Annotated in this window: 22 protein-coding genes; 18 read left to right on the plus strand and 4 right to left on the minus strand. The window is 73.3% G+C overall.

All coding sequences use genetic code 11. From position 1 onward, the window contains the following. The first annotated feature begins 66 nt into the window (after positions 1-66). The 5 genes from rpoZ to RIN75_RS27010 all read left to right on the plus strand — a co-directional run bounded on the left by rpoZ (position 67) and on the right by RIN75_RS27010 (position 6234). Positions 67-345, plus strand: a complete 279-nt coding sequence (gene rpoZ, locus RIN75_RS26990; protein WP_015103666.1) for a DNA-directed RNA polymerase subunit omega — start codon at positions 67-69, stop codon at positions 343-345. Next, complete coding sequence (gene coaBC, locus RIN75_RS26995) at positions 342-1598, plus strand: bifunctional phosphopantothenoylcysteine decarboxylase/phosphopantothenate--cysteine ligase CoaBC (protein WP_309114833.1); 1257 nt, start codon at positions 342-344, stop codon at positions 1596-1598. The genes rpoZ and coaBC overlap by 4 nt, the downstream gene beginning before the upstream one ends. Before the next feature lie 62 nt (positions 1599-1660). Next, positions 1661-2863, plus strand: a complete 1203-nt coding sequence (gene metK / locus RIN75_RS27000; protein ID WP_309114834.1) for a methionine adenosyltransferase — start codon at positions 1661-1663, stop codon at positions 2861-2863. Next, positions 2856-4214 (plus strand): hypothetical protein, encoded by a 1359-nt coding sequence (locus RIN75_RS27005; RefSeq protein WP_309114835.1) that lies wholly within the window; start codon positions 2856-2858, stop codon positions 4212-4214. Before metK ends, RIN75_RS27005 begins: the two co-directional genes overlap by 8 nt. 31 nt (positions 4215-4245) lie before the next feature. Further along, complete coding sequence (locus RIN75_RS27010) at positions 4246-6234, plus strand: phosphocholine-specific phospholipase C (RefSeq protein ID WP_309114836.1); 1989 nt, start codon at positions 4246-4248, stop codon at positions 6232-6234. Positions 6235-6568: 334 nt separating this feature from the next. Here the strand turns inward: RIN75_RS27010 and RIN75_RS27015 are convergent, their stop codons facing one another. Together RIN75_RS27015 and RIN75_RS27020 are read right to left on the minus strand one after the other, a co-directional pair. Next, complete coding sequence (locus tag RIN75_RS27015) at positions 6569-8620, minus strand: primosomal protein N' (RefSeq protein WP_309114837.1); 2052 nt, start codon at positions 8618-8620, stop codon at positions 6569-6571. 104 nt (positions 8621-8724) lie between these two features. After that, the gene (locus RIN75_RS27020; RefSeq protein ID WP_309114838.1) at positions 8725-9504 is read right to left on the minus strand and encodes an MBL fold metallo-hydrolase; all 780 of its coding nucleotides are present in this window, start codon (positions 9502-9504) and stop codon (positions 8725-8727) included. Positions 9505-9827: 323 nt separating this feature from the next. Between RIN75_RS27020 and ggt the strand changes: the two genes are divergently transcribed. Further along, positions 9828-11597: a gamma-glutamyltransferase gene (ggt, locus tag RIN75_RS27025; RefSeq protein WP_309114839.1), complete on the plus strand. Its 1770-nt coding sequence runs from the start codon at positions 9828-9830 to the stop codon at positions 11595-11597. A gap of 148 nt (positions 11598-11745) precedes the next feature. Here ggt and RIN75_RS27030 read toward each other — a convergent pair whose 3' ends face one another. Continuing rightward, positions 11746-11934: a hypothetical protein gene (locus RIN75_RS27030; RefSeq protein WP_309114840.1), complete on the minus strand. Its 189-nt coding sequence runs from the start codon at positions 11932-11934 to the stop codon at positions 11746-11748. Between the two features lie 115 nt (positions 11935-12049). On the opposite strand from RIN75_RS27030, the gene RIN75_RS27035 reads away from it, so the two are divergent. The 6 genes from RIN75_RS27035 to RIN75_RS27060 are packed head-to-tail and all read left to right on the plus strand — an operon-like array spanning position 12050 to position 18140. Then, positions 12050-12190, plus strand: a complete 141-nt coding sequence (locus tag RIN75_RS27035; RefSeq protein WP_309114841.1) for a hypothetical protein — start codon at positions 12050-12052, stop codon at positions 12188-12190. 52 nt (positions 12191-12242) lie between these two features. Beyond that, entirely contained in the window at positions 12243-12791 is a 549-nt protein-coding gene (def, locus tag RIN75_RS27040; RefSeq protein ID WP_309114842.1) for a peptide deformylase, read from the plus strand. Next, positions 12791-13714, plus strand: a complete 924-nt coding sequence (gene fmt, locus RIN75_RS27045) for a methionyl-tRNA formyltransferase (protein ID WP_309114843.1) — start codon at positions 12791-12793, stop codon at positions 13712-13714. Before def ends, fmt begins: the two co-directional genes overlap by 1 nt. Beyond that, a complete protein-coding gene (locus RIN75_RS27050; RefSeq protein ID WP_309114844.1) occupies positions 13711-15138 on the plus strand; it encodes an RsmB/NOP family class I SAM-dependent RNA methyltransferase in 1428 nt (475 codons plus the stop codon). Before fmt ends, RIN75_RS27050 begins: the two co-directional genes overlap by 4 nt. Continuing rightward, on the plus strand, positions 15135-15653 hold the full coding sequence (locus RIN75_RS27055) for a flavoprotein (protein WP_309114845.1): 519 nt from the start codon (positions 15135-15137) through the stop codon (positions 15651-15653). Before RIN75_RS27050 ends, RIN75_RS27055 begins: the two co-directional genes overlap by 4 nt. Positions 15654-15689: 36 nt before the next feature. Further along, positions 15690-18140, plus strand: coding sequence for a LuxR C-terminal-related transcriptional regulator (locus RIN75_RS27060; protein ID WP_309114846.1), 2451 nt, complete (start codon positions 15690-15692; stop codon positions 18138-18140). Between the two features lie 378 nt (positions 18141-18518). Here the strand turns inward: RIN75_RS27060 and RIN75_RS27065 are convergent, their stop codons facing one another. After that, a complete protein-coding gene (locus tag RIN75_RS27065) occupies positions 18519-19154 on the minus strand; it encodes an SDR family NAD(P)-dependent oxidoreductase (protein WP_309114847.1) in 636 nt (211 codons plus the stop codon). A gap of 193 nt (positions 19155-19347) precedes the next feature. On the opposite strand from RIN75_RS27065, the gene rpe reads away from it, so the two are divergent. The 6 genes from rpe to RIN75_RS27095 are packed head-to-tail and all read left to right on the plus strand — an operon-like array spanning position 19348 to position 23815. Further along, the gene (rpe, locus tag RIN75_RS27070; protein ID WP_309114862.1) at positions 19348-19998 is read left to right on the plus strand and encodes a ribulose-phosphate 3-epimerase; all 651 of its coding nucleotides are present in this window, start codon (positions 19348-19350) and stop codon (positions 19996-19998) included. A gap of 23 nt (positions 19999-20021) precedes the next feature. After that, positions 20022-20999: a bifunctional diaminohydroxyphosphoribosylaminopyrimidine deaminase/5-amino-6-(5-phosphoribosylamino)uracil reductase RibD gene (ribD, locus tag RIN75_RS27075; protein ID WP_309114863.1), complete on the plus strand. Its 978-nt coding sequence runs from the start codon at positions 20022-20024 to the stop codon at positions 20997-20999. An 11-nt stretch (positions 21000-21010) separates the two neighbouring features. After that, positions 21011-21631, plus strand: coding sequence for a riboflavin synthase (locus RIN75_RS27080; RefSeq protein WP_309114848.1), 621 nt, complete (start codon positions 21011-21013; stop codon positions 21629-21631). Continuing rightward, positions 21628-22902 carry a bifunctional 3,4-dihydroxy-2-butanone-4-phosphate synthase/GTP cyclohydrolase II gene (locus RIN75_RS27085; RefSeq protein WP_309114849.1) on the plus strand — a complete coding sequence of 425 codons (1275 nt, stop codon included), beginning with the start codon at positions 21628-21630 and terminating at the stop codon, positions 22900-22902. Before RIN75_RS27080 ends, RIN75_RS27085 begins: the two co-directional genes overlap by 4 nt. Then, positions 22899-23378, plus strand: coding sequence for a 6,7-dimethyl-8-ribityllumazine synthase (ribH, locus tag RIN75_RS27090; RefSeq protein WP_309114850.1), 480 nt, complete (start codon positions 22899-22901; stop codon positions 23376-23378). The genes RIN75_RS27085 and ribH overlap by 4 nt, the downstream gene beginning before the upstream one ends. Further along, entirely contained in the window at positions 23378-23815 is a 438-nt protein-coding gene (locus RIN75_RS27095) for a PH domain-containing protein (protein WP_309114864.1), read from the plus strand. Before ribH ends, RIN75_RS27095 begins: the two co-directional genes overlap by 1 nt. Positions 23816-24040: the final 225 nt, after the last annotated feature.

The following is a 24040-nucleotide window of genomic DNA, read 5'->3' on the forward strand; positions in this document are numbered from 1 at the left end:
GCGCGCGTCCGCGGCGGCTGCAGGACGCCACCCGCTTTGCACAACCAACCGCAGGAGCGTTGACGAGTGACCACGCACACCGAGCTGGGCCCGCTGTCGGGTTCTCCGGAGGGCATCACCAACCCGCCGATCGACGACCTGCTCGAGCAGGTCAGCTCGAAGTACGCGCTGGTGATCTACGCGGCCAAGCGGGCGCGCCAGATCAACGACTACTACGCGCAGCTCGGCGAGGGCCTGCTGGAGTACGTCGGCCCGCTGGTCGAGCCGGGCCCGCGCGAGAAGCCGCTGTCGATCGCGCTCCGGGAGATCCACGCGGGTCTCCTCGAGCACACCGAGGGCGAGTGACCGGGAGTTCCGCTGGCGGGCAGGACGCAGCTGCCTCCACCAAGCCCCGGGTCGTGCTCGGGGTGGGTGGGGGCATCGCCGCGTACAAGGCGTGCGAGGTGCTGCGCCGGCTCACCGAGTCCGGGCACTCCGTGCGCGTCGTGCCCACGGACGGCGCGCTGAAATTCGTCGGCGCGGCCACGTTCGAGGCGCTGTCCGGGCAGCCCGTGCACGCCGACGTGTTCTCCGACGTACCGTCGGTGCAGCACGTCAAGCTGGGCCAGGAGGCCGACCTGGTGGTCGTCGCCCCGGCCACGGCGAACCTGCTCGCGAAGGCCGCTCAAGGGCTGGCCGACGACCTGCTCACCAACACCCTGCTGACCGCGCGCTGCCCGGTCCTGCTGGTCCCGGCGATGCACACCGAGATGTGGGAGCACCCGGCGACTCAGGCCAACGTGGCGCTGCTGCGGTCCCGCGGGGTGATCGTCGCCGAACCCGCCAGCGGGCGGCTGACCGGCAAGGACACCGGCAAGGGCCGGTTGCCCGAGCCGAGCGAGATCGTCGAGCTGGCCCGGCTGCTGCTGGAGCGCCCCGACGCGCTGCCCCGCGACCTCGAAGGCGTCCACGTCGCCATTTCCGCGGGTGGCACGCGTGAGCCGTTGGACCCGGTGCGTTTCCTGGGCAACCGGTCGTCGGGCCGCCAGGGCTACGCGCTGGCCCGGGTCGCCGCCCAGCGCGGCGCGCGCGTGACGCTGGTCGCCGCGCACACCGCCGACCTGGCCACCCCGGCCGGCGTCGAGCTGGAGCGCGTGGGCACCGCCGCCGAGCTGCGCGACGCGATGCACTTCGTGGCGAAGGACGCCGACGTGGTCGTGATGGCCGCCGCCGTGGCCGACTTCCGGCCGGTGGAAAGCGCCGAGCACAAGATCAAGAAGACCGACCGCGACCCCGACCCGGTGGCCCTGACCCGCAACGCCGACATCCTGGCCGAGCTGGTCGCCGCCCGCCGGGACGGGCAGGTCGTGGTGGGGTTCGCCGCCGAGACCGGCGACGGCGAGTCCGACGTCCTCGAGTACGGTCGCGCCAAGCTCAAGCGCAAGGGCTGCGACTGGCTCGTCGTCAACGCCGTCGGCGACGGCCGCGCGTTCGAGGTCGAGGACAACGCGGGGTGGCTGCTGTCGGCCGACGGCGCCGAGACCCCGATCCCGCACGGGTCGAAAGCGCGCCTGGCGTCCGCACTGTGGGACGCCGTCGCCCCTTCCGCCCGACGATGACCGTCCGGGCCGACCGGCCCGATAAGCTTCGAAGACCGCATGGAAACCAGATAGGGAGTGCCGTGAGCCAGCACAGCAGCAGGCTGTTCACCAGTGAGTCGGTGACCGAGGGGCACCCGGACAAGATCTGCGACGCGATCAGCGACTCGATCCTGGACGCGTTGCTGGCCAAGGACCCCCGCTCGCGGGTGGCCGTGGAGACCCTGATCACCACCGGCCAGGTGCACGTGGCGGGCGAGGTCACCACGGAGACCTACGCGGACATCCCGTCGATCGTCCGGGAGAAGATCCTGGAGATCGGCTACGACTCGTCGGCCAAGGGCTTCGACGGTCGTTCCTGCGGCGTGAACGTGGCCATCGGCTCGCAGTCCCCGGACATCGCGCAGGGCGTGGACACCGCCTACGAGGAGCGGGTCGAGGGCGCCGGCGACGAGATCGACAAGCAGGGCGCGGGCGACCAGGGCCTGATGTTCGGCTACGCGTGCACCGACACGCCGGAGCTGATGCCGCTGCCGATCGCGCTGGCGCACCGCCTGTCCCGGCGGCTGACCGCCGTGCGCAAGGACGGCACCGTCCCCTACCTGCGGCCCGACGGCAAGACCCAGGTCACCATCGAGTACGCGGGCGACCAGCCGGTGCGCCTGGACACCGTGGTCGTGTCCACGCAGCACGCCGACGGCATCGACCTGGAGAAGCTGCTCGGCGTCGACGTGCGCGAGCACGTGGTGGCGCCGGAGATCGCCGAGCTGGGCCTGGACACCTCCAACGTCCGCCTGCTGGTGAACCCGACCGGCCGCTTCGTCATCGGCGGCCCGATGGGCGACGCCGGCCTGACCGGCCGCAAGATCATCGTCGACACCTACGGCGGCATGGCCCGCCACGGCGGTGGCGCGTTCTCCGGCAAGGACCCGTCGAAGGTGGACCGGTCCGCCGCGTACGCGATGCGCTGGGTGGCCAAGAACGCCGTCGCCGCCGGTCTCGCGACCCGCATCGAGGTGCAGGTCGCGTACGCGATCGGCAAGGCCGCGCCGGTGGGCCTGTTCGTGGAGACCTTCGGCACCGAGACCGTCGACCCGACCAAGATCCAGCAGGCCATCAGCGAGGTCTTCGACCTGCGCCCGGCCGCGATCATCCGCGACCTGGACCTGCTGCGCCCGATCTACGCGCCGACCGCCGCGTACGGCCACTTCGGCCGCACCGACGTCGACCTGCCGTGGGAGAGCACCGACCGCGCCGACGCCCTGCGCGCGGCCGCGGGTGCGTGACGGTTTAGCGGACCGGCTGGTCCGCGGCGCGGCCGTGGACCTGACCGACCAGGAAGTACCCGCGTCGCTGATCCGGGACCTGTTGACCGACGACCTCGATCAACGCGGTCTCCGGATCAGCGGCGCGCGCATCTCCGGGCAGCTCGACCTGTCCGACGTGCGCGTGTCCCGCCCGCTGGTGCTGCGCGACTGCGTCACCTCGGAGCCGGTCCTGCTGGACCGGTCCCGGTTCGCGTCGGTGGACCTCAGCGGCCTGGTCGCGCCCGCCGTGTCCGCGCCGTGGCTCAAGCTCGACCACTACCTGCTGCTCCAGAACGCTCGGCTGGCTAGCTCGGACGGGTGGGCGCTGGACCTGGCCGAGGCGGAGGTGGGAGCGCACGTCAGCCTGCGCGGGTCGTCCTTCGAGGGCGTCGAGTACGCGGTGCACGCCCCCAAGCTGCACACGGGCAGCCAACTGTTCCTCACCGACGTCCGCACCGTGGGCACCGTGGGGTTGGACGGCGCCCGCATCGGCGGCACCCTGTACTGCCGGGGCGCGCGCCTGCGGGCGAACGACTCGGCGCTGGTCGGCGTGGACATGCAGGTCGACGAACGGGTCTTGTTCGGCGAGGGCTTCGAGGCCGTCACCACCTCCGACCGGCACGCCGCCGTGCGCATCCGCGGGGCGCGGCTGGGCGGCCAGCTCGTGCTGCGCGGGGCCACGCTGCGCGGTGCGCTGGCCTTGGACGTGAAGCAGGTCCGGGCCGGCATGGAGATCCTGTTCAACCCATCTTCGCTGGTCGGCGCGATCGAACTGGACGGCCTGACCTACGCGGGCGTGCCCCGTGACGCCACGGTGGACGAGTGGCTGGACATGCTGGCCACGCGGACCACGTCGTTCGCCAGCCAGCCTTACCTCCAGCTCGCCGCCGCCCACCAGGCGGCGGGCCACGAACGCGACGTGCGCCGCATCCGCGTGGCCCAGCAACGCGACCTGCTGCGGCGCGGCCGGCTGACCCGCTGGGGCCGGTTGTGGCACCGCGTGACCGGGGCGACCGTCGGCTACGGCTACCGCCCGGCGATGGCCCTGGTCTGGTTGTTGGGCACCCTCCTGACGGCCGTGCTCCTGGTCGCCGGCGTTGCCGGTCCCGCAGGACTCGTGCGTTCGTGCTCGACCGTCGACCAGATCGGTCACGCCCTCAACGCGGTGACGCCGCTGGCCAAGCCCGAGGGCGTGAAGTGCCAGATCCCGACTTCCTCCGGGCTGGGCACGTTCGTGGTGGTGTCGACGTGGGTGTTGCAGCTGCTCGCGTGGGCCTTCGCCACGCTGTTCGTCGCGGGTTTCACCGGCCTCGTGCGCAAGAACCCCTGAGGTTCATCTGCGGCCGATAGAAGTCTTGGCCATGTCGGTATCGCGTCGCACTCTGCTCACCGCCGCCGGACTGGGCGCCGCGGGTTCCCTGCTGCCGCCGTCGGTGCACGAGGCGTTGGCGCGGGAGCCGCGGCGCGGGGGACTGTCGGCGATCAAGCACGTCGTCCTGCTCATGCAAGAAAATCGATCTTTCGACCACTACTACGGCTCGCTGCGGGGCGTGCGCGGGTTCTCCGACCAGAACGCCCTGGACGGCGTGTTCGACCAGTCCGGGGTGCTGCCGTTCTCGGTGCGGGAGGCGCGCGGGTCGAAGGACGTGCAGTACATCGGCGACCTGGACCACAGCTGGGACGGCGGACACCGGGCGCTGCGCGGCGGGTGGCACGACAACTGGGTGCCCGCCAAGACGGCGGCGACCATGGCGTACTACGACCGGTTGGACCTGCCGTTCCACTACGAGCTGGCGGACACGTTCACGTTGTGCGACGCGTACTTCTGCTCGGTGCCGACGTCGACCAGCCCGAACCGGAACTACTGGGTGAGCGGGTACACCGGGTTCGAGGCGTCCGGCGCGCGGGCGGTGAGCAACGCGGCGTACGCCGAGGACACCCACCCCGGCTACCCGTGGACCACGTACCCGGAGCGGCTTTCGGAGGCAGGGGTGTCGTGGAAGGTGTTCCAGGAATGGGACAACTACCAGGACAACAACCTGGAGTTCTTCACCCGCTTCAAGGACGTGGCACGGAAGGCGCTGCGCGGCTCCCACAAGTCCCTGGACTCTTTCTACGCGGCCGTGTTCCGCTCCACCAACCCACACGAGATGCTGGCCCGCCTGGAAGAGGGCGTGGCCCTGCTGTCGCCACCGGACCGCGCCCTCTACGACGCAGCCCTGCGCCGAGTCCGTCCGGGCTCCCTGGGCGCCGAATTCCGCGCCACAGTCGAATCCGGCCGACTCCCTGCGGTCTCTTACTTGGTTCCCTCCGCCGTCGACTCGGAGCACCCAGGAGCATCCTCACCCGCCGCCAGCGCCTCAATCACCTACCAGGTCCTGGACGCCCTGGCATCCGTCCCCGAGGTCTGGGACTCGACGGCCCTCTTCATCACCTACGACGAAAACGACGGCTACTTCGACCACGTGCCCCCGCCCCGCCCACCCGTCACCGAGTCCGACGAATACGTAGGCGACCGCCCGCTGGGCCTGGGCCCGCGCGTCCCGATGACTGTCGTGTCCCCGTGGACCGTAGGCGGCTACGTGTGCTCAGAGATCTTCGACCACACCTCCAACACCCGCTTCCTGGAGCGGTGGCTCGGCGTAGCGGAACCCAACATCAGCACCTGGCGCCGCCGCGTCTCCGGCGACCTGACGTCAGCCTTCGACTTCACCCGCCGCGGCACCCGCCCGGTAGTGGCAGCCCCCGGCCCGGTCCCACCCGCCACGCCGCGCTGGCGCCCCACGCCGCCCTTCGACCAGCGGATGCCCGTGCAGGAGCCGGGGACCCGGCCGTCGAGGCCGTTGCCGTACCAGCCGGATGCGTTCGGGCGGGTGGTGGACGGGGCGGTGCGGTTGGTGTTGCGGAACACCGGGGCGTCGAGCGCGCACTTGGCGCTGTACCCGTACGGCGGGGAGTTCGAGTACCCGGTGCACTTCGACGTGTCGGGGACGACGGAGTTCAGCGTGCCTTTCACGTCCCAGTACAGGTTCACGGTGCTGGGCCCGAACGGCTTCCGCCGCGAGTTCGGTGGCGTGTCGGATGAGGCGGTAGCGGTCGAGTCGTCAGTGAACGGCCACAGCCGCGTGCTGACCGTGACGCTGTCGAACACGGGCGACGAGGACGCGGTATTCGAGGTGACGGGCGACGGCCGCGAGTTCCGCGTGGCAGTGCGCCCCGGCAAGCGCCGGGTCCTACCGTGGCTGACGGCCTTCCGCCACGGTTGGTACGACCTGACCATCCGCACCGACACATTCCACCGCCGCCTCTCCGGCCACGCCGAAAACGGCCGCGAAAGCCTCTCCGGCTAACACCCAGATGCCAGCCGCACCCGCCAGGCGGCATCGGGCGCGCGCCGGGCAAGCATCGGGCGTGCGCCGGGCGGGCATCGGGCGGGCATCGGGCGTGCGCCGGGCGTGCGCCGGGCGGGCATCGGGCGCGCGCCACCGCGCGCTGAGGCCGAGTGGGGGCGCGGGCGGCAGGCCGAGGGATGGGCTGCCGCGGGATGGGGATGGCGCGGAATGGGCTGCTGCGGAATGGGCTGCTGCGGGACGGCTGCCGCGGGACGGCTGCCGCGGGACGGCTGCCGCGGGACGGCTGCCGCGGACGGCCGGGGAGCAGGACAGTGGCTGCGGGGCGGCTCCGTCAGAGGACTTCGAGGGGGTCGAGTTTGATTCTGATCGGGGTGGGGTCCTTGCGGGCGCTGCGGGTGGCCTGGAGGGTGGCCAGGTGTTCGGCCAGGGCCTTGCCGTGGACCCTGGAGACGCGGACCAGGGCGCGTTCGCGCTGCTCGTCGTCGGACAGGGGGACCGGGCCCAGGACTTCGCCGGTGGGAGGGAGGACGAGGTCTTCCAGGGCGGTGGCCAGGGCGTCTGGAGGGCCGTCCAAGGTCGCCATGCGCACGGCCGGGGGGAAGCCCAGTTCGGTTCGGGCCGCCAGTTCCTGTCGGGCGTGCCAGACCGGGTCCCACCGGACCAGTGCCTGGACCGGTGGGAGGCTCGAGTCGGCGATCACCACGACCCTGCCCGCCGGGCGCGCGAGGGCGGCCGCCGTCATCCAACGGCGGAGGGTTTCTTCAGTCGCGCGCAGGTCGGCGCGGCCGAGGAGGGCCCAGCCGTCGAGCAGCAGGACGGCGCCGTAGCCGCCCTCGGCGGTCGGTTCGGCGCCCGGCGTGGCGACGACCAGTGAACGGCCACCCGGCACGGTCGCCAGCACCTCGTCACCACCGGACGTGCGCACGGGGATGTTGCTGAACGCCCGCCCCAACTCCTCCGCCGTCCGGCGCGCGCCGATCACCTGCCCGCGCAGCCGCCGCGACCCGCACGCGGGACACCGGAACGCCGCCTCCGTCGCCCCGCACCACCGGCAGTACGCGGGCTTCGGCACGCCGTCGTCCGTGCCACCCGGCAGCGCCAACGGACCCGCGCACCGACGGCACCGCGCCGCCGCCCGGCACTGCCCGCACGCCAACGCCGGCACGTACCCCCGGCGCGGCACCTGGATCAGCACCGGCGCGTTCTCCTCGAACGCCGCCCGCGCCGCCTCGAACGCGATCGAGGGCAGCCGCGCACTGCGCGCGGCCGGGTCCTTCACGTCCTGCCACGCGCTGTCGCCCACCGCCGCCACGCGCGGCGCGACCGCACGCAGGGTCTCGCGCGCCGCGACCACCTCGTGCGCCCAGCCGCTGTCCACCAGCAACTGCGCCTCGGCGGTCCGCGCGAACCCGCCGACCAGCAGCGACGCCCCGGTCAGGTGCGCCCGCTGGACCAGCACGTCCCGCACGTTCGGGTAAGGCATGCGCGGCTCGGCGTGCAGGTCGTCCCCGTCGTCCCACACCACGACCAGCCCCAGGTCGTGCACCGGCGCCAGGGCCGCTCCGCGCGTGCCCAGCACCAGCCGCACCGACCCGCGCCGCACGGCCAGCCACCGCCGGTACCGCTCGGCGGGTCCCAGGTCGGCCGACAGCGTGACCACCGCGTCGGGACCGGCCAGCGCCGCGCACGCCGCGTGCAGCCGGGCGAGGTCGCGGTGGTCCGGCACGACCACCAACGCACCCCGACCCGTGCTGACCACGGTCGTGGCCGCCTCGGCCAGGCGTGCGGGCCAGTCCTCGGCGGGCAGCGCCTGCCACACCGCGCGCGCCGTCCGGCCGGCGCGCAGGGCGTCGAGCAGGTTCGGCCCGAACGGGTACCGCGCCCAGCCCTCGGCCGCCTGCGCCCAGGGACCCGCTGCCTGGGGACCCGCTGCCTGAGAACCCGGTGCCGGCAGTACTGGTGCCGGCGGTAGCGGTGCCGGCGGCGGGGACGGCTCGGCCTCGGTGCGGGCGTGCCGGGGTGGCACCGCCATCCGCAGCACGTCGGTCAACGTGCCCGCGTACCGGTCCGCCACCGCCCGCGCCAGGGCCGCCACCTCCGGCGACAGCACCGGCTCCGGTGAAATCACCCGGTCCAGGAACGTCAGCTTGCGGCCGTAGTCCGACTCCTCCACGCGTTCGAGGAGGTAGCCGTCGACCAACTGACCCGCGAACCGCACCCGCACCCGGCAGCCGGGCACCGCGTCCGCGTCCTGTTCGGTCGAGACCTGGTAGTCGAACGGACGGTCCAGGTGAGGCAGCGGAACGTCCACACAGATCCGGGCGACGGGCAGCGTCGACGCGGGTACGCGTTCCCCGCGACGAGCGCTCGCCTTGCCTGCCATGCGCTGAGGTCTACCAGAGTGCCTCCTCGTGGTTGTCGGGACGGTAGGCCGGGTGTGATGACGTCATGGGTCTAGTTTCGAACGTGTGTTCGAATTGCGCAAGATCACTTTCGGGTGAAGGTCGGGTCGAGGAGGTTGTCCACGCCGGCTGACGAAAAGGCGTCGACCAGCGCGTCTCGGCCCTCGGTGAAGTGGCCCCAGCCTTCGAAGTGCACGGGGACTACGCGACGTGCGCCCAGCAAGCGTGCGGCCTCGGCTGCCTGCTCGCTGTTCAGGGTGAGGAGGGCTCCGTCGAACAGGATCGTTCGGGCCGCGCCGGCGAACAGCACGGCGGTGTCCACGGGGCCGACGCGGGATGCGATCTCTTTCACGACCGGGAGCGAGGCGTTGTCGCCGCTGACGTAGACCGTCGGCAGGTCGGGCGCGGTCAGGACGAATCCGACGACCTCACCGGTGATCGGCTCGCACCCGTCGGGGCCGTGCTGGGCGGGCGTCGCCGTGATGGTCAGGGTGCCGCCGTCGGGGCGGGGGAGTTCGACGTGCTCCCAGGGTGCGAGTCCGCGCGCGGTGCCGCCCAGGCGCTTCGCCCCGCTGGGGGTGGTGAGGGTCAGCGGGACGTCGGCGAGCAGGGCGCGGCCGGCGCGGTCGAGGTTGTCCGGGTGCTCGTCGTGGGAGAGGAGGACGGCGTCGAGGTGGCCCAGTTCGGCCGGGGTGGTGGCGGTCGGGGCGGTCTTGGTCAGGACGCGCGTGCCGCCGACGGAGTAGTCGCCGGGCGGGTCGAACGTCGGGTCGGTGAGCAGGCGCAGGCCGCCGACCTCGATCAACGCGGTCGGACCGCCGAAGGTGCGCACGGTGATCTGCTCGTACATGTGTCCCCCTGTCATGGATAAACCTCGACGACGCCATGGCGCGGACGCCGACCGCGTCGTTGCTGCGGTGAGACCCGGTGCGCGGGCTCTACCGGGAGTCGCCGCATCCGGTCAATGGGGTGCGAACTTGCGGCAAAGACCAGGAGCGCGGCCGTTCAGGCCGGAACCCGAAGAACCGCTGGTCGGCCGCCTGTGCCGGCCGTGCCGGCCGGCCTCCGGCCCCCGCTTCCATTCTCCCACGGGGGTATGACAATTCCGGGTTGCCGAGGAGCGGGGGCCGAAGGGGCGTGTGGGTGTTGGGGGTTCTCCGGGTGGCGGTTCAGGAGTAGAAGGGAACGATGCTCCGGTCGACCAGCACCCTCGCCGCCCTCGCCGTGGTGGCCGCACTCGCCGTCCCCACCACCGCCGCCCAAGCCACCGAAGCACCCCGCGAACCCGAAGCCGTCGGCGCGGGCGGGGTCGTTGCCAGCGTCGACCCCGACGCCTCGCAGATCGGCATCGACGTCCTGCGCCGCGGTGGGAACGCCGTCGACGCCGCCGTTGCCACCGCGGCCGCCCTTGGGGTCACCGACCCGTTCTCCGCCGGGATTGGGGGCGGCGGGTTCCTCGTCTACTACGACGCCAAGACCCGCAAGGTGTCCACGATCGACGGGCGGGAGACCGCGCCGGCCGCCGCCACCGAGAACCTGTTCGTGGAGAACGGCAAGCCGATTCCCTTCCCCGAAGCGGTCACCAGCGGGCTGTCGGTGGGTGTTCCGGGTACGCCCCGGACGTGGCAGCGTGCGCTCCAGCGGTGGGGGACGATCTCGCTGGACAAAGCCCTCAAACCCGCCGAGGACCTGGCCCGCCGGGGCTTCACGGTCGACGCCACCTTCCACCGCCAGGTCAGCGAGAACGCCGCCCGCTTCGCCGACTTCACCTCCAGTGAAGCCCTGTTCCTGCCGGTCCCGGCGGTCGGCAGCACGTTCCGCAACCCCGACCTCGCCGACACCTACCGCGCCCTGCGCAAGGACGGCGTCTCCGCGCTCTACAAGGGCGGCATCGGGCGGGACGTCGTCAAGACGGTCACGCAGCCGCCGGTCAAGCCCACGTCGACCCGGAACGTCCGCCCCGGCGCGATGACCATGACCGACCTGGGCAACTACAACGCCCCGCAGCGCGAACCCAGCCACACCACCTACCGCGGCCTGGACGTCTACGGCATGGCCCCGCCCTCCTCCGGCGGCACCACGGTCGGCGAGGCGCTGAACATCCTCGAAACCACCAAGCTCGCCGACGAGTCCCGCACCCAGTACCTGCACCGGTTCCTGGAGGCCAGCCGGCTCTCCTTCGCCGACCGCAACCGGTGGGTGGGCGACCCCAGCTTCTCCGACGTCCCCACCAAGGAACTGCTGTCGCAGGAGTACGCCGACACCCGCGCGTGCCTGATCTCGGCCACCACCGCCATGGCCGGCGCGGTCGCGCCCGGCGACCCGCGCAACCCCAAGCCCTGCGGCACGGACGGCACCGAAGCGCCCACCCCGTACGAGGGCACCGACACCACGCACCTGACCGTCGCCGACCGGTGGGGCAACGTCGCCGCCTACACCCTCACCATCGAGCAGGAGGGCGGCAGCGGCATCGTCGTCCCCGGCCGCGGGTTCCTGCTCAACAACGAGCTGACCGACTTCTCCTTCACCCCGGTCACCCCCGGCGTCCCGGACCCGAACCTGCCCGGCCCGGGCAAGCGCCCGCGGTCCTCGATGTCGCCGACGATCGTCCTGGACCACGGCAAGCCGGTGCTGGCCCTGGGCTCGCCGGGCGGCGCGAGCATCATCACCACCGTCCTCCACGTCCTCACCCAGCGCCTGGACCGCGGTCTCACGCTGCGCCAGGCCATCGAGGCGCCCCGCGCGTCCCAGCGCAACGCCACCAACACCCAGGCCGAGGCCGCGTTCCTGGCCACCCAGGACGACGAGGCCCTGGCCGCGCTGGGCCACCGCTTCACCTCGACCGGCGAGATCGGCGCGGTCACCGCCGTCGAACGCCTGCCCGACGGCCGGTGGCGCGCCGCCACCGAACCGACCCGCCGCGGCGGCGGCGCGGCCCGCGTCGTCTGGCCCCGCTAGGCGCGCGAGGCCGCCGTCGGCTTGTCGCGTCGCCTTTTCCGACGATCACGCTTTCCGATCGGCGGGAAACGCGGCGTGACGAGCCGACCCCCGGGGCGGCCGAGCCGCGACGCCGGAGGCGGCGCCATTCACCACAGCCGCCCCCGGCTTAGGAAACGGGACCGGTCTGCAACACGGTCCCGTCGGCCGCGTATGCCCTCGCTTGCACTCCCGACAGCACCCGCGGGTCCAGCGACGGCAGTCCGCTGACCACCCCGGCGAACGTCCGGTCCCGCACCTCCACCCACGCCCCCGGGTCGTGGCACCCCTCATGCACCTGAGTAGCCGCACCGGTCATCGATGTTGCACCCGACTCATCCCAGATGATGAGCCCGATCGGCTACTCCGAGCGGACGCGCGCGCATGGGCTCGAAAGGCACCGTGGTGGTACCGACGAGACCAGGGGAGGCGACATGACCACCATCACCATGACACCCGCGCAGACCAGGACCGCGACCGTCCCGGCGGGCCTGCTGACGGCCGCGCGTTTCCTGGGTCACTTCCTCGCCGCGCTGGTCGGTGTGATCTTCCTCGGCCGGGGCATGGAGCACTGACCCCTCGCGCGCTCTCCTAGACTGGCCGTCTGCCCCGTTGCGAGGAGAGTGCGTGACCGTCCAACCCATCCGGCTGTTCGGCGACCCGGTGCTGCGGACCCCCGCCGTCGAGGTCACCGACTTCGACGCGGAGCTGCGCAAGCTGGTCAAGGACCTGTGGGACACCATGAGCGACGCCGGGGGCGCGGGGCTGGCGGCGCCGCAGCTCGGCGTGGGCCTGCGGGTGTTCACCTACCACTGCGACGGCTTCGCGGGACACCTGGTGAACCCCACGTTCGACGTCGTCGGCGAGGAGATGCAGGACGGCCCCGAGGGCTGCCTGTCCATCCCGGGGATGTCCTGGGACTGCCGGCGGCACCTGCACGTGGTGGCGCGCGGCTGGAACATGCACGGCGAGCCGGTCGAGGTCGAGGGTTCGGAGCTGCTGGCGCGGTGCATCCAGCACGAGACCGACCACCTCGACGGCGTGTTGTTCCTGGACCGCCTCGACGAGCAGACCCGCAAGCAGGCCATGCGCGAGATCCGGCAGCAGTCCTGGTTCGACGGCGCGCTGCCCACGCTCAAGCAGTCGCCGCACCCGCTGTTCGGGGGTGGTGCGTGATGCGGCTGGTGTTCGCGGGCACGCCCGAGCCGGCGCTGCCGTCGCTCAAGGCCCTGCTGGAGTCCCGGCACGAGGTGGTGGCCGTGGTCACCCGCCCGGACGCCCCCGCCGGTCGCGGTCGGCGCGTCGAGCGCTCGCCGGTCGCCGCGCTGGCGGAGGAGCACGGCATCGAGGTGCTGACGCCGGCCAAGGCGAGCGACCCCGACTTCCTCGCCCGGCTGCGGGCGCTCCAGCCCGACCTGTGCCCGGTGGTGGCCTACGGCGCGCTGCTGCCCGAGTCGGCGCTGGCCATCCCCACCCACGGCTGGGTCAACCTGCACTTCTCGGTGCTGCCCGCCTGGCGCGGCGCGGCCCCGGTGCAGGCGGCGGTGCGGCACGGTGATGACATCACCGGGGCGACGACGTTCCGGATCGTCAAGGCGCTGGACGCGGGTCCGGTGTACGGGGTGGTGACCGAGCGGGTGCGCGAGCGCGACACGGCGGGCGACCTGCTGGGCCGGCTCGCGGAGTCCGGCGCCAAGCTGCTGGTGTCCACTGTGGACGGCATCGAGGACGGCACGCTGCGCCCGGTCGAGCAGTCCGAGGAGGGCGTCAGCTACGCCCCCAAGGTCACCGTGGACGACGGCCGGCTGGACTTCGCCGCGCCCGCGGCGGCCCTGGACCGGGTGGCCCGCGCGGTCACCCCGGACCCGGGCGCGTGGGCGGAGTTCCGCGGCGAACGGCTCAAGCTCGGCCCGGTCGTGCCGGTCGAACTCGACGGCCTGGCGCCGGGTGAGCTGAAGGTGGAGCGCAAGCGCGTGCTGGTCGGCACCGGCACCACGCCCGTGATGCTGACCGAGGTGCAGGCGCAGGGCAAGAAGCGGATGCCCGCCACGGACTGGGCGCGCGGCGTCCGCATCGAGGCCGGGGAGCGGATCTCATGACACAGCGGTCGTCCCGTCCCTCCCGGCCCCGCCGGCCGCACCCGCCGCGCCGCCGCACCGGCCCGTCCCGCCCGCCGGTGGAGGACCCGGCGCGCCAGGCGGCGCTGGACACGCTGCGTGCCGTGCGGCAGCGCGACGCCTACGCGAACCTGGTGCTGCCGGGCCTGCTGCGCGAGCGCCGGATCACCGGCCGCGACGCCGCCCTGGCCACCGAACTGGCCTACGGGACCGCGCGGGCGCAGGGGCTGCTGGACGCGGTGCTCACCGCGTGCTCCGACCGGCCACTGTCCGAAGTGGACGGTTCGGTGCTGGACGCCCTGCGGTTGGGCGCTTACCAGCTCCTGCGGACCCGCATCCCGGCGCACGCCGCCGTCGCGTCCACTGTGGACCTGGTGCGCGCCGAGCTGGGTTCCGGTGCCGCCGGGTTCGCCAACGCCGTGCTGCGGCGGGTGACCGAGCAGGACGAGGCGGCCTGGGTCGAGGAGGTCGCGCCGGACGAGGACGCCGACCCGATCGGCTACCTGGCCATGGCCAACGCGCACCCGCGGTGGATCGCGCAAGCGTTCGCGGAAGCGCTGGGTAGTCGCGGCGAGCCGTTGCGGGAGGCGTTGGCGGCCGACGACGCCCGGCCGCTGGTGCACCTGGCCGCGCGGCCCGGGGAGTGCAGCTCCGACGAACTGGCCGCGATGACCGGCGGCGAGGTCGCGCCGTACTCGCCGTACGGGGTGCACCTGGAGGCCGGCGCGGGCGACCCCGGCGACCTGGACCCGGTGCGCGAGCGGCTGGCGTCGGTGCAGGACGAGGGCAGCCAGCTGTGCGCCCTGGCGCTGACCCGGGCGCCGGTCGAGGGCTCGGACGAGCGGTGGCTGGACCTGTGCGCGGGACCGGGCGGCAAGGCCGTGCTGCTGGGCGCGCTGGCGTCGCTGTCGGGCGCGACCCTGGACGCGGTGGAGAAGGCCCCGCACCGGGCGGAGCTGATCCGCAAGGCCGCCGGGGACCTGCCGATCACCGTGCACGTGGCTGACGGCCGGGACTCCGGGCTGCCCGAGGGCGGGTTCGACCGGGTCCTGGTGGACGCCCCGTGCACCGGGTTGGGCGCGCTGCGGCGGCGTCCCGAGGCGCGGTGGCGGCGGCAGCCGTCCGACGTGGCCCCGCTGGCCCGGTTGCAGCGCGAACTGCTGACCGCCGCGTTGGACCTGGTCCGGCCCGGTGGCGTGGTGGCGTACGTGGTGTGCTCGCCGCACCTGTCGGAGTCGGTCGGCGTGGTCGCGGACGTGGCGCGGCGCACCGGCGCGGAGCGCCTGGACACCCGCGAGTGCTTCCCGGGCGTGCCGGACCTGGGCAACGGCCCGCACGTGCAGCTGTGGCCGCACATGCACGGCACCGACGCCATGTTCTGCGCCCTGCTGCGCCGCCCGGCATGACCCGACCGGTGCTGGGGCTGGTCGCGTCGGCGGCCGGCGGGGTGGAGACGTGGTTGCGGCCGGGGTTGGCGGAGCCGTTGGCGCGGCAGGGGTGGCGGTTGGCCATCACGCTCACCCCGACCGTCGCGCGGTGGCTGGAACCCCAGCTGGGTGAACTCGCCGCGTTGACCGACCTGCCGGTGCGCTGGACCTCGCGACTGCCGACGGAACCGAAACCGCACCCGGTTCCGGACGCGTTCGTGTTCGCGCCGGCGACGCTGAACTCCATCGCGAAACTTTCACTCGGCATCGGCGACAACCAAGCGCTGACCGTTTTGGGCGAAGCGCTCGGCCGGCGCGCGCCGATGGTCGTGCTCGCCCAGGTTGGCGCAGACCAATCCCATCATCCCGCCTATTCCGGACACCTGGCCGTGCTGCGCGACGCGGGTGTGGCGGTCGTCTCCGGAGGCCCGGAAGAGGTGCTGGAAGAACTGGCCGCGGTTGCGCCGTTCGTCGCATTCGACAAATGGGCGTGAATTGACAGCCAACCGAGATTCGTAGCAGGCTGGCCCGTGTCGAATTCGTACGGCCGGGATCGTGAATGGGCTTCGGTTATCCGGTTCCTGTCCGCGCCCGGTGGCCTGCTGGCCATCGACGGCCCGCCGTGCACCGGCAAGTCCCTCCTGCTGCGCGACGCGGTGGACGCCGCCCGCGTCCGCGGCTACTCCGCCGTCCTGGTGCACCCCGGCGCGCTCGGCGACCTCCCGCCGGGCCCGAACCCGCTGGTCGCCATCGACCAGGCGCACGAGGACCCGGCCGCCGTCCTGGCCGCGTTGCCCGGCCTGCGCGCCCACGGCGCGACCACGCTGGTCGCCCTCACCGGTGCCTACGCGGGTCCCGACCTGCGCCGCACCCTGCCCGCGTACGGCGAGGTGCTCACGCTCAAGCCGGTGGGGGACGACGTGGTCGCCCAGGTGCTCAAGGACGTGCTGGGCGCGGAGCCCGAGCCCGGGCTGGCCGCGCTGGTGGCGTCCGCCGGCGGCAACCCCGGGCTGGTCGTCGAACTGATCACCGGGCTGCGCGAGGAGAACCGGCTCGACGTCCGCGACGGCGTCGCCCGGCTCACCGGCGCCGGGCTGCCGCGCCGGGTCGCCGAACTGGTGCGCGCCCAGGCGGACGCCCTGTCGAGCGAAGCCGCCCAGGTGCTGCGGGTCGCCGCGGTGCTGGGGCGGTCGTTCCTGCTGAAGGACGTGGCCACGATGACCGGGCGCCCGGCCGGCGCGCTGCTGCCCGCCGTGGACGAGGTGCTGGCGTCCGGGCTGGTGGTGTCCGCGGGCGTGCGCCTGGAGTTCGCCTCCGACCTGGGGTGGCAGGCGGTCGTGCAGGCGATCCCGCCGTCCGTGCTGCACGCCCTGCGCCACGACGCCGACCTGCTGCGCACCGACCTGCGCGAACCGCCGACCGCCGCGCCACCCGAGGAGCAACGCGGCGCGGCGGCCGTGCACGACGTCCGCCGGCTCGCCGCGGGTGGCCGGCTCGGCGCGGCCATCGCCCTGGCCCGCGACAGCCTCGCCCAGCGCCTGCACGCCGGCCCCGCCGCCGAACTGCACACCGCGCTCGCCGGCATCCTGCTCGCCGACGGCCGCCCCGCCGACGCCGTCGCCGAGATGGAGCACGCGCTGTCGGTCGCCACCGCGCCCGAGCCGCTGCGCCGCCTCGCCGCCGCCGGCCGCCTGCTGTCGCTGTACTTCGCCACCGGCAACCGCGCGGGCGCGCACGCGCTGTCGGTGCTGACGGCGCGGGACCGGGAGGCCAGCGACGCGGACGTGGTGATGGCGGCGTGCGTGCACTCGTGCCTGGAGTGGAACGCGGGCAACCTCGCCGAGGGCCTGTACTGGGGCCGCGAGTCGACGCGCTGGGAGTTGGACCGGCCGACCGCGTGGTGGCAGTCGCACGCCGCGGTGGCGTTCGCGATGAAGCTGTCGTCGCTGGGCGAGTTCGCCGACGCGGAGAAGTTGGTGCGCGGCGACGGTCCGGACACCGACGAGGCCGTCACCGCCGGTGCCCCCGCGGCCCGCATGATCGGGCGAGCCCGGGTGCTGTTCCAGGCGGGGAAGCTGGTGCAGGCGCAGGTGGCCGCGCACTCGGGTCTGTCGTTGGCGCACGACCGGGGCTTGCGGCTGTTGGTGCCGCTGGCGTCGGCCGTGCTGGCGGTGGTGGCGCTGCACCGGGGGGATGTCGAGGGGGCGGCGTCGCACGTGCGGCGGTACCGGGGTGACCTCGCCGGGGGGGAGGCGGTGCTGCACTCGGGGCAGTACGACTGGGTGGAGTTGCTGGTCGCCGAGGCGCAGGGCGGTCCGGAGCGGGCGGCGGAGCTGGCGCGGGAGCGGTTGGCGGACCTGGACAGCGCCCGGCGGATGCTGATCGAGGAGCCCGGTGCGGGGGCGTGGCTGGTGCGGTTGGCGCTGGTGGTGGGGGACAGCCGGATGGCCGGGGTGGTCGTGGGGGCGGCGGAGGAGCTGGCGGCGAACAACCCCGGGTGTGTGGCGGTGTCGGTGGGGGCTGGGCACGCGCGGGCGTTGCTGGACGGCGACGAGCAGCTTTTGGAGACCGCGGCCGGGAAGCACCGGCACCCGTGGGCGCAGGCGTGGGCGCATGAGGACTTGGCGGTGCTGTCGGGGGAGTCGGGGCAGGAGCAGCGGGCGCGGGAGCACGCCGAGGTGGCGCTGCGGATCTTCGAGCGGATGGGCGCTTCGGGGGACGCGGCGCGGGTGCGGCGGCGGGCCGGGGTGGTGGCGGACGAGGCGGAGGGCAGCGACGAGTGGGGTCGGCTGTCGTCGCCGGAACGGGACATCGCGCGGCTGGTGGGGGCGGGGTTGACCAACCGGCAGGTGGCCCGGCAGCTCTTCCTGTCGCCGCACACGGTGAACTACCACTTGCGGGGGATCTTCCGGAAGCTGGGGATCAGCTCGCGGGTGGAGTTGGCCCGGTTGGCGGGGGAACAGGAGCACGCCGAGGTCTAGCCGGGTCCGCGGTGGTCCGGCGGTGCGGTGGTCCGCGGTGCGGTGGTCCGCGGTGCGGTGGGGTTGGCGGTGCGGTGGGGTTGGCGGCGCGGTGGGGTTGGCGGCGCGTGGGGTTGGCGGCGCGGCTGTTGGTCGGTGCTAGCGCGGCGGCTTGGCGCGGCTCGGCTGGTGGCGGCCTGGCGTGGCGGCCTGGCGTGGCGGCCCGGTTTGGCGGCCTGGTTGGGGCGGCTTGACGCTGTGGCCAGCGCGGCTTGGTTGGCGCGCGTTGTCGCTCGATTTCGGCCGAGCGCGGGCCACGGCCCCCGGTATCCATGCTACCGGCGGACCCCGACAGTTGATCTTGGGCTGCGCGGGGTCGGCCGGTGACGCGGGTGTGTGTCAGGCGGATTGAGCCGGGTGTTGGACGGTGTCGGAGAGGAGGAAGCTCACCTCGTCCACCACCCGCCGCACGTCGTCCGGTGCCACGACCGCGCAGTGCACGCCGCGCGGAGCCACCTCCAGTGCCAGGCACTCCGTGTACGCGATCGCCGCCGCCCGCGACGCGGCATAAGCCGCCACGCTGGTCCGCGGCACGGTCGCGGTGTGGGCGGCGACCACGATGATCGTGCCGTGTCGGCGGGCCACCATCCGCGTCGCCACGGCGCGCGACACGTGAAAAACCCCGTCCGCGTTCACGCCGAAGCTGTGCGCCCAGTCGTCGTCGGTGATCGACAGGGCCGGGCCGGGGCGCAACGCCGCCGCCACGGTCACCACCGCGTCGATCGGGCCGAACTCCCGTTCCACCTGGTCCACCAGCGCGTCCACGGCGGCGCTCGACCGGACGTCGATCTGCCGCCCCGCGATGCGCACCCCCGCCCGCTGCAACCGCTCGACCAACTCCGCCAGCCGCGGGCCGTCGCTGTCGACCGCCGCCACCAGCGCCCCCTGCCGCGCCAGTGACTCCACCACCTCCGTGCCCATGGGCGTGCAGGCGCCCGTCACCAGTGCGATCTTGTGGCTGAATTCGGCTTTCATCCCCAGTGCTCCCCAGTCGCGCTCCCCGCCGTCGAACGTAATCCCGTCGGCGGCGGGGTGGAACTACCCGGGTGAGTAGTTGGAATTTCCGGCGGCCCGGCGAGAAAGCCGGCGGGCGGAGTGAAATGCGACTCCCTGATAGGTCCGGACATTGCCGCGGAACCTAGACTCAGGCCTCGTGGTCCACCAGCCGATGATCGCCCCGAGCATCCTGTCCGCCGACTTCGCCCGCCTCGCCGAGGAGGCCGAGGCCGTCCGAGGCGCGGACTGGCTGCACGTCGACGTCATGGACGCGCACTTCGTGCCCAACTTGACGCTCGGCCTGCCCGTGGTGAAGTCGCTGCTCAAGGCCACCGACATCCCGCTGGACTGCCACCTGATGATCGAGGACCCGGACCGCTGGGCCATCGGCTACGCCGAGGCGGGCGCCTACAACGTCACCGTGCACGTCGAGGCCGCCGCCGACCCCGTCCAACTGGCCAAGGACCTCCGCGCGGCCGGCGCGAAAGCCGGGCTGTCCATCAAGCCGGGCACCTCGATCGAGTCGTGCACCGACGTCCTCAAGCATTACGACACGCTGTTGGTGATGTCGGTCGAGCCCGGTTTCGGCGGGCAGGGTTTCATGGCCGAGGTGCTGGACAAGGTCCGCACCGCGCGCCGCCTGGTCGACACCGGGCACCTGAACCTGGTCGTGGAGATCGACGGCGGCATCAACGAGGACACCATCGCGCAGGCCGCCGAGGCCGGTGTCGACTGCTTCGTCGCGGGCTCGGCGATCTACGACGCGAGCGACCCCGGCGCGGCCATGGCGAAGCTGCGGGCGCTGGCGGCCCGCTCCCGGTGACCACCCCGACCCTGTCCGAGGCGATGGCGCTGGCCGTCGCCGCCAGCGCGCGGGTCCACGGCACCACCAGCCCCAACCCGCCGGTCGGCGCGGTCGTGCTGGACGCGGCCGGCGCCCTCGTCGGCGTCGGCGCGACCCAGCCGCCGGGCGGCCCGCACGCGGAGGTCGTGGCCCTGGCCGATGCGGGCGAGCGGGCGCGCGGCGGCACCGCCGTGGTCACGCTCGAACCCTGCGCCCACCACGGCCGCACCCCACCGTGCACGGACGCGCTGGTCAAGGCCGGTGTCGCCAAGGTCGTCTACGCCAACGCCGACCCGAACCCGAAGGCCGCCGGGGGAGCGGACGTGCTGCGCGCCGCCGGCGTGACCGTCGAGCACCTGCCCACGCACGTCGAGCCGCTGCGCGCCTGGCTGCACTACGCCCGCACCGGCCGCCCGCACGTCACCTGGAAGTACGCCGCCACCCTCGACGGCCGCACCGCCGCCGCCGACGGCACCAGCCAGTGGATCTCCTCCGCGGAGTCCCGCGCCGAGGTGCACGCGCTGCGCACGACCATCGACGCGATCGTGGTCGGCACCGGCACCGTCCGCGCCGACGACCCGCGGCTGACCGCCCGGGGAACAGGGGTGACCCGGCAGCCGTTGCGGGTGGTCGTGGGCACCAGCGACCTGCCGCCGCACGCGCGCGTCCTCGACGACGAGGCCGAGACCCTGCACGTCCGCACGCACGACCCGGACGTGGTCCTGGGCGAGCTGGCCAAGCGGAACGTGGTGGACGTGCTCCTGGAGGGCGGCCCTACGCTGGCGGGTGCGTTCGCGCGGGCGGGCCGGATCGACCGGGTCCTCGCCTACGTCGCGCCCAAGCTGCTCGGCGACGGGCCGGCCGCCCTGCGGGACGCGGGGGTGTCCACCGTCACCGACGCGGTGGGATTGGTCGTGGAGCAGGTCAGTATGTGCGGGCCGGACGTGCGGATCTCCGCAGTTCCGACGCCGGCGCACTAGAGGAGGACACGGTGTTCACCGGGATCGTCGAGGAACTGGGTGAGGTCGTCGCCGTAGCGGACCTGCCGGACGCGGCGCGCGTCACCATCAAGGGTCCGGTGGTGACCAGCGACGCCAAGCACGGCGACTCGATCGCGGTGAACGGCGTGTGCCTCACCGTGGTGGACGTCGTCGACGGCGCGTTCACCGCCGACGTCATGCGCGAGACGCTGCGGCGCAGCAGCCTGGCCAAGGTCACCGAGGGCGACCGGGTCAACCTGGAGCGCGCCGCCGCCCTCGGGCAGCGCATCGGCGGGCACATCGTGCAGGGCCACGTCGACGGGACGGGCACCGTCCTGGCGCGGGAGAAGGCCGAGCACTGGGAGGTCGTCCACATCGGACTGCCGCCCGGCCTCGCCCGCTACGTGGTGGAGAAGGGCTCGATCACCGTGGACGGCGTGTCGCTGACCGTGGTGTCGGTGAGCGAGGACCAGTTCTCGGTCAGCCTCATCCCGACCACGCTGGAGCTGACCACGCTGGGCCGGCGCGCGCCCGGCGACCTGGTCAACCTGGAGGTCGACGTGCTGGCCAAGTACGTCGAGCGGCTCGCGACGCCCCATCTGCGCGACACTGGAGCGGAGGAGGCGCGGTGAAGGACTTCTCCGACATCGAGCGGGCCATCAGGGACGTCGCCGAAGGCCGGCCGGTCGTCGTCGTGGACGACGAGGACCGCGAGAACGAGGGCGACCTGATCTTCGCCGCCGAGAAGGCGACGCCGGAGCTGCTCGCCTTCATGGTCCGCTACACCTCCGGGTACGTGTGCGTGGCGCTGACCGAGACCGACTGCGCCCGGCTGGACCTGCCGCCGATGTACCACACCAACCAGGACCAGCGCGGCACCGCGTACACGGTCACCGTGGACGCGCGCGAGGGCGTGTCGACCGGCATCTCCGCCGCCGACCGGGCCCGCACGATCCGGCTGCTGGCCGACCCGACCTCCGAGGCCAAGGACTTCAACCGCCCCGGCCACGTGGTGCCGCTGCGCGCCCGCGACGGCGGCGTGCTGCGCCGCCCCGGCCACACCGAGGCCGCCGTGGACCTGGCCCGGCTCGCGGGTCTCGCGCCGGCGGGCGTGCTGTGCGAGATCGTGTCGCAGAAGGACGAAGGCGACATGGCGCGGCGCGACGAGCTGGAGGTCTTCGCCGCCGACCACGACCTGGCGCTGATCACCATCGCCGACCTCATCGCCTACCGCCGCCGGGTGGAGACCCAGGTGGTGCGGGTCGCCGAGGCGCGCCTGCCCACCGCGCACGGCGTGTTCACCGCCGTGGGCTACGACTCCAAGCTGGACGGCATCGAGCACGTCGCCATGGTGTACGGCGAGATCGGCGACGGCGAGGACGTGCTGGTCCGCGTGCACTCCGAGTGCCTGACCGGTGACGTGTTCGGCTCGCTGCGCTGCGACTGCGGCCCCCAGCTGGACGCGGCGCTGGAGGCGGTGGCCGCGCAGGGCCGGGGTGTCGTGCTCTACATGCGCGGGCACGAGGGCCGCGGCATCGGCCTGATGCACAAGTTGCAGGCCTACCAGTTGCAGGACCGGGGCGCGGACACGGTGGACGCGAACCTGGCGCTGGGCGTGCCCGCGGACGCCCGCGACTACGGCACCGGCGCGCAGATCCTGTGCGAGCTGGGCATCAAGTCCATGCGCCTGCTGACCAACAACCCGGCCAAGCGGGTCGGCCTGGAGGGCTACGGCCTGCGCGTCGTCGACCGCGTCCCGCTGCCCATCTCGCCGAACCCGGAGAACCTGCACTACCTGCGGACCAAGCGGGACCGGATGGGGCACGAGCTGCACCAGCTCGAGCAGTACGAGGCGTTGAGCCAGGGTGGCGCGATCGTGAGCACGACGGAGGGTGTGGAATGAGCGGCGAGGGCAGGCCGGAGGCGGCGGTCCCGGACGCGGCGGGGTTGACGCTGGCCGTGGTCGCCACCAAGTGGCACGAGAAGATCACCTCGCAGCTGGTGTCCCGGGCGTTGGAGGCGGCATCGCAGGCGGGTGTCGCCGCTCCTACGGTGGCGCGGGTCGCGGGCGCGATCGAGCTGCCGGTGGTGGTGCAGGAACTGGCCCGCACGCACGACGCCGTGGTGGCGCTGGGCGTGGTCATCCGGGGCGGGACCCCGCACTTCGAGTACGTGTGCGACTCGGTGACGGCGGGCCTGACCCGGATCGCGCTGGACACCTCCACCCCGGTCGGCAACGGCGTGCTGACGTGCAACACCGAGGAGCAGGCCCTGGCGCGGGCCGGTTTCGAGGACTCGGTGGAGGACAAGGGTTTCGAGGCCGTGGTGGCCGCGCTGGACACGGCCCTGGTGCTGCGCGGGCTGCGGGCGGGCAAGTGATCACCGTGTCGACCGTCGAGTTCCGGCCCCGCAAGATCCGCACGGTGGCGATCGCGAGCGCGGTGTTCCTGGTCGTGGTGTTCACGATCGTGGGACTGCTGCTGGGTGACACCCCGACTGGTGTCATCTTCCGGACGTCCGACCAGGTCGCCATGATCCTGTTGGGCGTGCTGCTGGCGTGCGGGGTGTTGTTGTTGACCCGGCCGCGGGTGCGCGCCGACGAGTCCGGTGTGGAGGTGCGGAACGTGATCACCGCGCACCGGTTCGAGTGGGGCGAGGTGCTGCACGTGTCCTTCCCGGACGGGGCGTCTTGGGCGCGGCTGGAGCTGCCGGACGACGAGTACGTGTCGATCATGGCGGTGCAGGCGGTGGATCGTGAGCACGCGGTGGCGGCGGTCCGGGCTCTGCGAGAACTGCACAAGGCCGCAACCGGCTGACCCGGCGGTACCCGGCCGGCCTGGCGGTACCCGGCCGGCCTGGCGGTACCCGGCCGGCCTGGCGGTACCCGGCCGGCCTGGCGGTACCCGGCCGGCCTGGCGGTACCCGGCCGGCCTGGCGGTACCCGGCCGGCCTGGCGGGGCTCGGCTGCCTGGTTGGGCGGCGGTCGGCAGGTCGGGCGGTGCTCGGCCGGCCCGGCTGCCTGATTCGGCGGCGCTCGGCCG

The organism is Saccharothrix sp. (genome assembly GCF_031180885.1).
GTDB lineage: Bacteria > Actinomycetota > Actinomycetes > Mycobacteriales > Pseudonocardiaceae > Actinosynnema.

Excerpts from the sequence above, each read along its gene's own strand:
- RIN75_RS27010 (WP_309114836.1), top strand. The coding sequence starts at position 4,246 with ATGTCGGTATCGCGTCGCACTCTGCTCACCGCCGCCGGACTGGGCGCC.
- RIN75_RS27015 (WP_309114837.1), bottom strand. The coding sequence starts at position 8,620 with ATGGCAGGCAAGGCGAGCGCTCGTCGCGGGGAACGCGTACCCGCGTCG.
- RIN75_RS27020 (WP_309114838.1), bottom strand. The coding sequence starts at position 9,504 with ATGACAGGGGGACACATGTACGAGCAGATCACCGTGCGCACCTTCGGC.
- ggt (WP_309114839.1), top strand. The coding sequence starts at position 9,828 with ATGCTCCGGTCGACCAGCACCCTCGCCGCCCTCGCCGTGGTGGCCGCA.
- RIN75_RS27030 (WP_309114840.1), bottom strand. The coding sequence starts at position 11,934 with ATGACCGGTGCGGCTACTCAGGTGCATGAGGGGTGCCACGACCCGGGG.
- RIN75_RS27035 (WP_309114841.1), top strand. The coding sequence starts at position 12,050 with ATGACCACCATCACCATGACACCCGCGCAGACCAGGACCGCGACCGTC.
- fmt (WP_309114843.1), top strand. The coding sequence starts at position 12,791 with ATGCGGCTGGTGTTCGCGGGCACGCCCGAGCCGGCGCTGCCGTCGCTC.
- RIN75_RS27050 (WP_309114844.1), top strand. The coding sequence starts at position 13,711 with ATGACACAGCGGTCGTCCCGTCCCTCCCGGCCCCGCCGGCCGCACCCG.
- RIN75_RS27055 (WP_309114845.1), top strand. The coding sequence starts at position 15,135 with ATGACCCGACCGGTGCTGGGGCTGGTCGCGTCGGCGGCCGGCGGGGTG.
- RIN75_RS27065 (WP_309114847.1), bottom strand. The coding sequence starts at position 19,154 with ATGAAAGCCGAATTCAGCCACAAGATCGCACTGGTGACGGGCGCCTGC.
- rpe (WP_309114862.1), top strand. The coding sequence starts at position 19,348 with ATGATCGCCCCGAGCATCCTGTCCGCCGACTTCGCCCGCCTCGCCGAG.
- ribD (WP_309114863.1), top strand. The coding sequence starts at position 20,022 with ATGGCGCTGGCCGTCGCCGCCAGCGCGCGGGTCCACGGCACCACCAGC.
- ribH (WP_309114850.1), top strand. The coding sequence starts at position 22,899 with ATGAGCGGCGAGGGCAGGCCGGAGGCGGCGGTCCCGGACGCGGCGGGG.